Origin of the sequence: Microbacterium sp. (assembly GCF_047606685.1) — a bacterium.
Taxonomy (GTDB): Bacteria; Actinomycetota; Actinomycetes; order Actinomycetales; family Microbacteriaceae; genus Microbacterium.
Genome location: NZ_JASGEC010000017.1, coordinates 1 through 10,528, shown reverse-complemented (window position 1 = coordinate 10,528; position 10,528 = coordinate 1). Strand labels below are relative to the sequence as shown.

The following is a 10,528-nucleotide window of genomic DNA, read 5'->3' as shown; positions in this document are numbered from 1 at the left end:
CGTGGCGGCGCGCGCGACCCTGCGGCTGCGCGGCGTCATGGCCGTCGCGCCCCTCGACGAGCCGCCGGCGGCCGCGTTCGAACGGCTGCGCGCGTGCGCCGACGCCGTGCGGGCGGTGGTGCCGGACGCGACGTGGATATCGGCCGGAATGACGGCGGATTTCCCCGAAGCGATCGCCGCGGGCGCGACACACCTGCGGATAGGCACGGCAATCACGGGTCCACGGCCCACCGACGGTTAACCTCGGAACAGACAGCGATACGGAGGATGCGATGTCGAACCCGCTGAAGAAGACAATGGTGTACCTCGGCCTGGCCGACGAAGAGGCCTACGAAGAGGCCCAGGCGCAGCAGAGCGCGCGAGAGGCCGCCCGTTCAAGCCGTCAGGAGAACGAGCCGAAGCCCGCGCCGGTGACCCCCCTGCGGCGCCCTGCCGTCGTGCGGCAGCCGGCTGCCAGCGCGCTCAGTGAAATCCTGACGGTGCACCCGAAGCAGTACCGCGACGCGCAAGTGATCGCCGAGAGCTTCCGCGACGGCATCCCGGTGATCATCAACCTGTCGCAGATGAGCGACGCCGACGCGCGCCGCCTCATCGACTTCGCGAGCGGGCTGTCGCTCGGCCTGTACGGCCGCATCGAGCGCGTCACGAGCAAGGTCTTCCTCCTCTCCCCGGAGAACGTGGCGGTGTCGGGCGAGAGCTCGATCACGCAGGGCGACCCCGAGCCGGCGCTCGCCCACTCGTAGAGCGTGGACGTGCTGCGCGTCGTTGCCGCAATCCTCAACGCGCTCATCCTCCTGTACATCGCCGCGCTGCTCGCGCGGCTCGTGATGGACTACATCCCCCTCTTCAATCGCGCGTGGCGCCCGCGCGGGCTGTGGCTCGTCGTCGCGGAGGTCGTCTACACGATGACCGACCCGCCCATCAAGCTGTTGCGGCGGCTCGTCCCGCCGCTGCGCGTGGGCGGCATCTCCATCGACTTCGCGTTCACCATCGTGATGCTGGCGTGCTTTGTGCTGCTGAACCTCACCCGCGTCCTAGTGAGTTGACTATGCTTGCAGGGTGACGCGCGAGGGCGCCGATCTCGAGCCAAAGCAGTGACAGCCCGAAAGAGGTATGACAATGGCACTCACCCCGGATGATGTCGTCACCAAGCAGTTCCAGCACGTTCGCTTCAAGGAGGGCTTCGACCCGGACGAGGTGGACGACTTCCTCGACGAGATCGTGGTCGAGTGGCGCAAGACCATCGCCGAGAACGAAGAGCTGAAGGCCAAGCTCGCCGCGTACGAGTCCGGCGGGGCGCCCGCTGCCGAGGCCCCGGCCCCCGAGCCCGCGGAGCAGGCCCCGGTCGAAGAGGCTCCGGAGCCTGCCGCAGAGCCTGTCGCCGCCGCGGAGCCCGCTCTCGCTGTCGAGGGCGCCGCGCCGACCGCCGCGAGCGCGGGAATCATCGAGCTCGCGCAGCGACTGCACGACGAGCACGTGGCGGAGGGCCAGGCCCAGCGCGACAAGCTCATTGCGGACGCCCAGGCGCAGGCGGCGAGCATCGTCGCCGACGCGGAGGCGAAGGGTCGCGAGGAGATGGCCCGCCTCGACCAGGAGCGCTCCGTGCTGGAGGGCCGGATCACCGAGCTGCGCCAGTTCGAGCGCGACTACCGCCAGCAGCTGCGCAGCTACATCGAAGGCCAGCTTCGCGACCTCGACACCTCGGCCTCCTCCGGGCCGACTCCCGTCTCCGCCGTCGGCCTCTAGGCCTTGGCGGATCGCCCCCCCCTGCGCAAGGCGGCGGCCGGCACTCTCATCGCGATCCTCGCGACGGTGGTGCTGGCCGCCGACCAGTTGGCGAAGCTCGCCGTCATCGAGAAGCTGCCGTACGAGAAGGCTGTTCCGGTGATCGGCGAGTTCCTGGTCTTCTATCTCGTCCGCAACCCGGGCGCCGCGTTCTCGATCGGCGAAGAGCTGACGTGGGTCTTCTCGATCGCGCTGTCGACGGTGGCCGTGGTGATCGTGTGGCTGGCCGTGACTCGGATCCGCTCCCGCATGTGGGCGGCTGCCCTCGGCCTGTTGCTCGGCGGCGTGCTCGGGAACCTCACCGACCGGCTCTTCCGCGAGCCCGGGTTCGGCGTCGGCCACGTCGTCGACTTCATCTCGACGCCGTGGATGATGCCCGCGATCTACAACATCGCCGACATGTTCATCGTGTGCTGCATGATCGCCGTCGCACTGCTCGTGTTGCTCGGAAAGCGCATGGACGGCAGGCGTGCGGAGCGCGCGCAGGCGGCCGAGAGCGGCGACTGACATGCCGTCGCGGACGCTGCCGGTGCCGGATGGGCTGGATGGCGCGCGCGTGGACGCGGGGCTGGCCAAGATGCTCGGCTTCTCGCGCACGTTCGCTGCGGACGTGGCAGAGCGCGGGGGAGTCGCGCTCGACGGGCGGACGCTGTCGAAGTCCGATCGGCTGCGCGCCGGCGGATGGCTGGATGTCTCGTGGGAGGACAAGCGCGAGCCCGAAGTGGTGCCTGTCGTCGTGCCCGACCTCGCGATCATCCACCAGGACGACGACATCGTCGTGGTGGACAAGCCGGCGGGCGTGGCCGCGCACCCCTCGCCCGGCTGGGACGGGCCGACCGTGCTCGGCGCGCTCGCCGCGGGCGGAGTCGGCATCGCCACGAGCGGCGCCGCCGAGCGGCGGGGCATCGTGCACCGCCTCGATGTCGGCACCAGCGGCCTTATGGTGGTGGCCAAGACCGAGCGCGCGTACACGGCGCTCAAGCGCGCGTTCAAGGAGCGCGAGGTGGAGAAGATCTACCACACGGTGGTGCAGGGCCATCCCGACCCGTTGTCCGGCACGATCGACGCGCCGGTCGGACGCCATCCCTCCCACTCGTGGAAGTTCGCGGTGACGCCGGGCGGCAAAGACTCGGTGACCCACTACGAGACGCTCGAGGCCTTTCCGGGCGCGGCCCTGCTGGAGGTCCGCCTCGAGACGGGGCGCACGCACCAGATTCGCGTGCACATGGCCGCGCACCGGCATCCCTGCGTCGGCGACCCGCTGTACGGGGCGGATCCCACGCTGTCCGCCCGCCTCGGGCTCGCCCGGCAGTGGCTGCACGCCCGTCGGCTGTCGTTCGCGCACCCGCTCACCCGCGCGCGCGAGAGTTTCGCCTCGGACTACCCCGCCGACCTCGCGCACGCCTTGGACGTGCTGGCGGATCGCTCGACCTGACCACTGTGCGCGGAGCGTCGACGGGCTTCAGTCCTCGTCGGCCCACGCTTCGGCGACGACCCCGGGAACGACCACGACGGGCACGGGCGCGTTGCGCAGGATCTTCGACGATCGCGATCCGAGGAACACGCGGGCGACCGGTCCGCCGCGGCTCGAGCCGATGACGAGAACGTCGCCTTCCGTCCATCCGGCGTCGTCGATGGCTTCCGGCCACGAGTACCCTTGGCCGAGCACGGCATCCATCCGCTCGGGCGTGTCGGGCAGCTGCCGCACGCTGTCGAGCTCGGCCTGGATCGCCGCTCTCGCTCGATTCGCCCATTGCGCGACGACCAGGTCGTCCTGACCGCCGGCCACCGTGTCGGCGAACAGCGTCGTCGGGCGCACCGCGAACGCGGCCAGTCGCAGCGCGGCCCCGACCCGAGCCGCCACTCGCGCCGCGGCCTGCACGAGCTCTCCGCCGTCGGTCGATCCGCCGTACGCGACCGTCACCCGGCGGACTGTCGCCCCCGCGCCGGCGCGGAAGCCGCGCGGCGCCATCGCCACCGGGAGCGACGAACTGTGCGCGATTCGCTCCGCGGTCGCCCCGAGCGACAGGCGGCCGTGCGCCGCGGCGCTGGAGGAGCCCACCACGATCATGTCGGCATCGTGCCGGTCGGCGGCCTCCAACAGTCCCCGGGGCACCGATCGGGCGTGATGGGCGACGAACTCGGCCCGCACGTCCTCGGGGAGCCTGGCCCGCGCCTGGTCGAGGTGCTGCGCGGCGACCCGCTCGAGATAGGAGAGGAACTCGGTGTCGAGGTTGGTCGGGTCGACCGGCCACGCGTCGGCCACCACCGCGCACACCACGAGGTCTGTGTCGGCCGACCGAGCCAGCAGCGCAGCCAGGTGAAGCGCGGCGATGCCGGTCTCGTCGGCTCGGTACCCCACGAGGATCGTCACGTCGGTTCCCCGGCTCAGTCGACGGCGACCGGCGAGGTCGCGACCACGTGGGTGAGCGGGATGTCGTACGCCGCCCTGGCCCTCTGCACCACGTCGTAGCGCAGCCAGTCCGACTCGGCCTCCGGTTTCGTGGAGATGACGAGCTGGTCGGGATGGAACGACTCGACGGCGTCGGCGAGCGCGCGCAGCGGGCGGTAGTCGCCGAGGGCGCCATCGACGCTGAGGTTCTCCGCCCGGAGGATGCTCATCATCGCGTCCAGCCGCTCTTGGGCCGCCTGAACGGTGGCCTCCCAGATGAACACCGCGCCCTTGTGCTCGGCCTGCCCGGTGTCCACCGGGTTTGCCGGAACGCAGACGTAGTACTCGGCCTTGCCCGCCCGATCGATGCGGCGCAACTCTTCGAGCAGCTCGTCCGCGGCGACGGTCTCGTTCGCCATCACGAGCACTCTGCTCGCCTTTCCGGTCACCTCCGGCTGCAGCGACTCGGGCTCGATCGATCCACCGCGCATCTTCGTCACGACGAACAGCACGATCACAATCGCCCACGACCCGAGGCTCAGCAGCAGCTGGATGAGCGTGTCGGGGTTGAACGCCATCTGCACGAGGACGGCGAGGATTCCCACGGTCGCAAGGATCGACAGGTACGGGAAGCCCCACATCTTGATCTTCAGTTGCGACGGGTCGGCGCGCCGACGCAGCACGATCTGGGAGATGCCGATGAGCAGGTAGACGAACAGGATGATCGCTCCGGAGGAGTTCAGCAGGAAGCTGAAGACGGTGTCGGGCGAGATCGCCGCCGCGATCACGCACAGGAAGCCGACCACCGACGAGGCCAGAATGGCGCGGCGGGGCACTCCGCCCTTGCTCACGCGGATGAGGCTCACCGGCGCCTCGCGGCGGGCCGCCAGGACGAACAGCATGCGAGAGGCCGTGTACAGGCCCGAGTTGAGGCATGACAGCACGGCGGTGAGCACGACCAGATTCATGATGTCGGCGGCGAACGGGATGTTCATGCGCTCCATCGCGGCGACGAAGGGCGAGAAACCGGGCTGGTTCTCGTCCCATGGGACGATGAGCGCGAGCAGCAGCGCGGAGCCGACATAGAAGATCGCGATGCGAGTGATCACCGAGTTGGTGGCCTTGCCGATCGCCTTCACCGGGTCAGGCGACTCGGCGGCGGCGATCGTGGCGATCTCGGCGCCCACCATGGAGAACACGACCACGACCACCCCGCTGAAGATCGCCCCGACGCCGTTGGGGAAGAAGCCGCCGTGCGAGGTCAGGTTGGAGAAGTCGAGTTGCGCGCCGGGCCACAAGCCGATCACGAAGAGCGCTCCCAAGACCAGGAAGATCACGATGGTGGCGACCTTGATGCCGGCGAACCAGAACTCGAACTCGCCGAACGACGCGACGGAGAACAGGTTCGTCGCCGTCATCATCGCCATGAGGACCAGCGAGAAGACCCAGAGGGGAACGTCGGGGAACCAGTGGCGCAGGATCTCGCCGCCAGCGACCGCCTCGAATCCGACGACGATGACCCAGAAGTACCAGTACAGCCAGGCGACGGAGAAGCCGGCCCATCCGCCCAGCGCCTTGCGGGAGTAGTCGGCAAAGGCGCCCGTCGAGGGGTTCGCGGTGGCCATCTCGCCCAGCATGCGCATGATGAGGATGATGAGCAGGCCCGTGATGCCGTAGGTGATGAAGGCGGAAGGGCCGGTGCTGAGGAAAACGTTGCTGGAGCCGACGAACAGGCCGGCGCCGATGACGCCGCCGATCGCGATCATAGAGAGTTGGCGTTGATTGAGCCCCTTGTGCAGCTCTGGCGATGCGCCCATGACGTCCTTCCTGCGGATGCCGCGGGCCGGATCCCGCGGTGCGCTCCACCTTGGCGTAATGTCCTGACACCCGCAAGTGGCAGGAGTGAACTCGTCGCACGACTGTAACGCCGTGGTGATCTGCTCTCGCGTCGAACTCTCACCCTCAAGGAGAGGGTGATTCGACCGCACGCCACGGCGGGCGGTGATGTCGGCGCCTCTCTTTAGACTCGAGCCGTGGCATCCGATTCTTTCGTCCATCTGCACGTGCACAGCGAGTACTCGATGCTCGACGGGGCGGCGCGGTTGAAGCCGATGGTGGAGGAGGCCGTGCGGCAGGGGATGCCGGCGATCGCCGTCACCGACCACGGCAACACCTTCGGCGCCTTCGAGTTCTATCGCGAGGCGAAAGCCGTCGGGATCAAGCCGATCATCGGCATCGAGGCATACGTGACGCCCGGCACGCACCGCGCCGACAAAGCGCGCGTGCGGTGGGGCACGCCCGAGCAGAGCGACGACGATGTGTCGGGCGCCGGCGCGTACACGCATATGACACTGCTCAGCCAGAACACGGCGGGCATGCACAACCTGTTCCGCCTCTCCAGCAAGGCGAGCATCGAAGGCTACTACTTCAAGCCGCGCATGGACCGCGAACTGCTGCAGAAGTACAGCACGGGCCTGATCGCCACGACGGGCTGCCCGTCGGGCGAGGTGCAGACGCGATTGCGCCTGGGCCAGTACGACGCCGCGCGCGCGGCCGCCGCCGAGTTCCGCGACATCTTCGGCGAGGGCAACTACTTCGCCGAGATCATGGACCACGGTCTGGCGATCGAGCGGCGAGTGATGGCCGACCTGCTGAAGATCGCCAAAGACCTCAATCTGCCGTTGCTGGCCACCAACGACTCCCACTACACGCACCAGCACGACGCGGACAGCCACGCGGCTCTGCTGTGCGTGCAGTCCGGGTCGACGCTCGACGACCCGAAGCGGTTCAAGTTCGACGGCGACGGCTACTACATCAAATCGCCCGCCGAGATGAGGCAGATCTTCCGCGACCACCCGGACGCGTGCGACAACACGCTGCTGGTGGCCGAGCGGTGCGAGGTCGAGTTCGACACGGGCGCCAACTACATGCCGCGCTTTCCGGTGCCGCCGGGGGAGACCGAGGAGTCGTGGTTCGTCAAGGAGGTCGAGAACGGCCTGCGCGAGCGCTACCCGGGCGGCATTCCCGACGAGGTGCGCACGCAGGCGGAGTACGAGACCGGCGTGATCGTGCAGATGGGCTTCCCCGGCTACTTCCTGGTGGTCGCCGACTTCATCAACTGGGCCAAAGACAACGGCATCCGGGTGGGCCCGGGCCGAGGCTCCGGCGCCGGTTCGATGGCGGCGTACGCCATGAAGATCACCGACCTCGACCCGCTGCGGCACGGGCTCATCTTCGAACGCTTCCTCAACCCTGAGCGCGTGTCGATGCCCGACTTCGATGTCGATTTCGACGACCGGCGTCGTGGCGAGGTGATCCAGTACGTCACCGACAAGTACGGCGACGAGCGGGTCGCGCAGATCGTCACGTACGGCACGATCAAAGCGAAGCAGGCGCTGAAGGACGCCGGCCGCGTGCTGGGGTTCCCGTTCAGCATGGGGGAGCGGCTGACCAAGGCCATGCCGCCCGCCGTCATGGGCAAGGACATGCCTCTCGAGGACATGTTCAACCCCGACCGGCCGCGCTACAAGGAGGCGGCCGAGTTCCGCACCCTGATCGAGACCGACGCCGAGGCCAAGACGGTCTTCGACACGGCCGTGGGCCTGGAGAACCTCAAGCGCCAGTGGGGTGTGCACGCGGCCGGCGTGATCATGTCGTCCGAGCCGCTGATCGACATCATCCCGATCATGAAGCGCGAGCAGGACGGGCAGATCGTCACACAGTTCGACTACCCCGCGTGCGAGGCGCTCGGGCTCATCAAGATGGACTTTCTGGGGCTGCGCAACCTCACGATCATCGATGACGCGCTTGACAACATCGCCGCCAACCGCGGCGAGCAACTCGTGCTCGAAGACCTCGCGCTCGACGACGCGGCGTCGTACGACCTGCTCGCGCGCGGCGACACGCTGGGGGTGTTCCAACTCGACGGCGGCCCGATGCGGTCGCTGCTGCGCCTCATGAGGCCCGACAACTTCGAGGACATCTCCGCGGTCCTCGCGCTCTACCGGCCGGGCCCGATGGGCGTCGACTCCCACACGAACTACGCGCTGCGCAAGAACGGCCAGCAGGAGATCATCCCGATCCACCCCGAGCTGGAAGAGCCGCTGCGCGACATCCTGGGCGGCACGTACGGCCTCATCGTCTACCAAGAGCAGGTGATGGAGGCCGCGCAGAAGCTCGCCGGCTTCTCGCTCGGCCAAGCCGACATCCTGCGTCGCGCGATGGGCAAGAAGAAGAAGTCCGAGCTTGACAAGCAGCAGGCTGACTTCTTCGCCGGCATGACGGCGAACGGCTATTCCGCGGCGGCGCAGAGCGCGCTGTGGAAGGTGCTCGAGTCGTTCGCCGACTACGCGTTCAACAAGGCGCACACCGCCGCGTACGGGCTGATCTCGTACTGGACCGCCTATTTGAAGGCGCACTATCCGGCGGAGTACATGGCCGCTTTGCTGACGAGCGTCGGCGATGCGCGCGACAAGCTCGCCGTCTACCTCAACGAGTGCCGGCGCATGGGCATCAAGGTGCTGCCGCCCGACGTCGGGGAGTCGATCCGGTTCTTCGCCGCCGTGGGAGACGACATCCGGTTCGGACTCGGCGCCGTGCGCAACGTGGGCGCGAACGTCGTCGAGGCGATCGTGGCCGCGCGCAAGGACGCGCCGTTCACGTCGTTCCACGACTTCCTCGCGAAGGTGCCGGTGCACGTTGCGAACAAGCGCACGGTCGAGTCGCTCATCAAGGCGGGGGCCTTCGACTCGCTCGGCGCGACGCGTCGCGCGCTCATGGAGATCCATGAGGACGCCACCGAGCAAGCGGTGCTCGACAAGCGCCGCGAGGCCAACGGCGAGGTCGGTTTCGACTTCGACAGCCTGTGGGGCGACGACGAGCCGCAGCAAGCCGCCAAGGTGCCCGACCGCCCCGAGTTCTCCAAGAAGGACAAGCTGGCGTTCGAGCGCGAGATGCTCGGGCTCTATGTCTCCGACCACCCGCTGGCGGGGCTGGAGATCGCCCTTGCCAAGCACGCTTCCACCTCCATCCACGACCTCCTCGCCAGTGACGACGTGCGCGACGGCGACCAAGCGACGATCGCCGGGCTGGTCACGAGCGTGCAGCACCGGGTCGCCAAGCAGAGTGGCAATCCGTACGGCATGGTCACGGTGGAAGACTTCGACGGCGAGCTGACGGTCATGTTCATGGGCAAGACCTACACCGAGTTCCAGACGATGCTGCAGCCCGACGCCATACTCGTCGTGCGAGGCCGGGTCTCCCGGCGCGACGACGGCCTCAACCTGCACGCGCAGTCGGCGTTCACGCCCGATCTGGGGACGATGGATGCCGGCGGCCCGCTCACGCTCCTGATGCCCGAGCACCGCGCGACGGAGTCGGTCGTCGGCGAGCTGGCGGTCGTGTTGGCGAGGCATTCCGGATCGACGGAGGTGTCGCTGCGCCTGCTGCCGCGCGGAGGCGGAGGCGTCGCGAAGGTCTTCGATGTGCCGCTGCCCGTGTCTGTCACGGCCGACCTCTACGGCGAGCTCAAAGGCCTGCTCGGCCCGGGCTGCCTCGGTTGACGCATAGGCGTGCCGAGTAGAATCGAGCCGCGCACCCGACGCGCACGCGTTCGTCCTCAGAACGGAAGGAATCACCCGTGTCCGACCAGCAGACGCCCGAGCCCGCCCCCGCAGAGGAGGCTCCGGCCTCTCACGCTTCGCCGGCCGAGGCCGTCCAGGACGCCCCGGCTCCCACCGACTCGACTCCGCAGTACGGCGTCGGCCCGTTCTCGCTGCGCGAGGTCGTGCTCGTCGGCGTGTGGCTTGTCGCCTTCGTCGTCTCGTTCTTCCCCGTCATCGGCTTCTCGCCGCGCGACGTGCTCAGCGGCGGCGCGCCCGCCTCGAGCGCCGGGCCGTCCGTGTGGACGGGGGGACTGGACTGGATCCTGACGATTGGCGTGCCGACGGTGGCGGTCTTCCTCGTTGTGCTGCGCCGCCTGTCGCCGCAAGGCATCCGTCGTGTCGGATCGCTCGGGGTCGACCAGTTCGCGTCGGTGGCGTTCTCGGTGAGCACTATGGTGTGGCTGGCCATGCTGTGGAGCAACGTCGGCTTCGGCCTCGCCAGCGGGCTGTGGCTGAACACGTGGGTCGTGTGGGTCGAGTTCTTCGTCATGGCCGCCGGTGTCGTTCTGACGGTGCTGGCCCCCATCGTGCCGCCGTTCTCGCAAGACTTCCAGGGGCGTCCCGAGGCGACTGCCCACCGCAGCGCTCGCCCCGTGCGCGCGCTGGCCGTGCGCCCGCCGCGACCCAAGCCCGTCGTCGCGGACGCCGCGCCCCCGGTAGCGGAGGCTGCGCCGGTGGCCGCCGTCGG

The 10,528-nt window shown here is 68.7% G+C and carries 8 protein-coding genes and 2 pseudogenes; 8 read left to right on the top strand and 2 right to left on the bottom strand.

All coding sequences use genetic code 11. From position 1 onward, the window contains the following. From QM611_RS02390 to QM611_RS02365, 6 genes and pseudogenes are all read left to right on the top strand, one after another. Positions 1-241 (top strand): annotated as a pseudogene (locus QM611_RS02390) (YggS family pyridoxal phosphate-dependent enzyme); the annotation flags it as partial. A 31-nt stretch (positions 242-272) separates the two neighbouring features. After that, the gene (locus QM611_RS02385; protein WP_415078304.1) at positions 273-743 is read left to right on the top strand and encodes a cell division protein SepF; all 471 of its coding nucleotides are present in this window, start codon (positions 273-275) and stop codon (positions 741-743) included. A gap of 3 nt (positions 744-746) precedes the next feature. Beyond that, positions 747-1,046 carry a YggT family protein gene (locus QM611_RS02380; RefSeq protein WP_415078303.1) on the top strand — a complete coding sequence of 100 codons (300 nt, stop codon included), beginning with the start codon at positions 747-749 and terminating at the stop codon, positions 1,044-1,046. 73 nt (positions 1,047-1,119) lie between these two features. Then, positions 1,120-1,746, top strand: a complete 627-nt coding sequence (locus tag QM611_RS02375; RefSeq protein WP_415078302.1) for a DivIVA domain-containing protein — start codon at positions 1,120-1,122, stop codon at positions 1,744-1,746. A 3-nt stretch (positions 1,747-1,749) separates the two neighbouring features. After that, positions 1,750-2,292: a signal peptidase II gene (gene lspA, locus QM611_RS02370; RefSeq protein WP_415078301.1), complete on the top strand. Its 543-nt coding sequence runs from the start codon at positions 1,750-1,752 to the stop codon at positions 2,290-2,292. 1 nt (position 2,293) lies between these two features. Next, a complete protein-coding gene (locus tag QM611_RS02365) occupies positions 2,294-3,220 on the top strand; it encodes an RluA family pseudouridine synthase (protein ID WP_415078300.1) in 927 nt (308 codons plus the stop codon). A gap of 27 nt (positions 3,221-3,247) precedes the next feature. On the opposite strand, the gene QM611_RS02360 is transcribed toward QM611_RS02365, so the two are convergent. Further along, entirely contained in the window at positions 3,248-4,159 is a 912-nt protein-coding gene (locus tag QM611_RS02360; RefSeq protein WP_415078299.1) for a universal stress protein, read from the bottom strand. Positions 4,160-4,173: 14 nt separating this feature from the next. Beyond that, positions 4,174-5,994 carry an amino acid permease gene (locus QM611_RS02355; protein WP_415078298.1) on the bottom strand — a complete coding sequence of 607 codons (1,821 nt, stop codon included), beginning with the start codon at positions 5,992-5,994 and terminating at the stop codon, positions 4,174-4,176. Positions 5,995-6,210: 216 nt separating this feature from the next. On the opposite strand from QM611_RS02355, the gene dnaE reads away from it, so the two are divergent. Both dnaE and QM611_RS02345 read left to right on the top strand, forming a co-directional pair. Further along, complete coding sequence (dnaE, locus tag QM611_RS02350; RefSeq protein ID WP_415078297.1) at positions 6,211-9,738, top strand: DNA polymerase III subunit alpha; 3,528 nt, start codon at positions 6,211-6,213, stop codon at positions 9,736-9,738. A 77-nt stretch (positions 9,739-9,815) separates the two neighbouring features. Beyond that, positions 9,816-10,528, top strand: a pseudogene (locus tag QM611_RS02345) (hypothetical protein); the annotation flags it as partial.

Coding starts and splice junctions, on each gene's coding strand:
- QM611_RS02385 (WP_415078304.1), top strand. CDS start 273: ATGTCGAACCCGCTGAAGAAGACAATGGTGTACCTCGGCCTGGCCGAC.
- QM611_RS02375 (WP_415078302.1), top strand. CDS start 1,120: ATGGCACTCACCCCGGATGATGTCGTCACCAAGCAGTTCCAGCACGTT.
- QM611_RS02365 (WP_415078300.1), top strand. CDS start 2,294: ATGCCGTCGCGGACGCTGCCGGTGCCGGATGGGCTGGATGGCGCGCGC.
- QM611_RS02355 (WP_415078298.1), bottom strand. CDS start 5,994: ATGGGCGCATCGCCAGAGCTGCACAAGGGGCTCAATCAACGCCAACTC.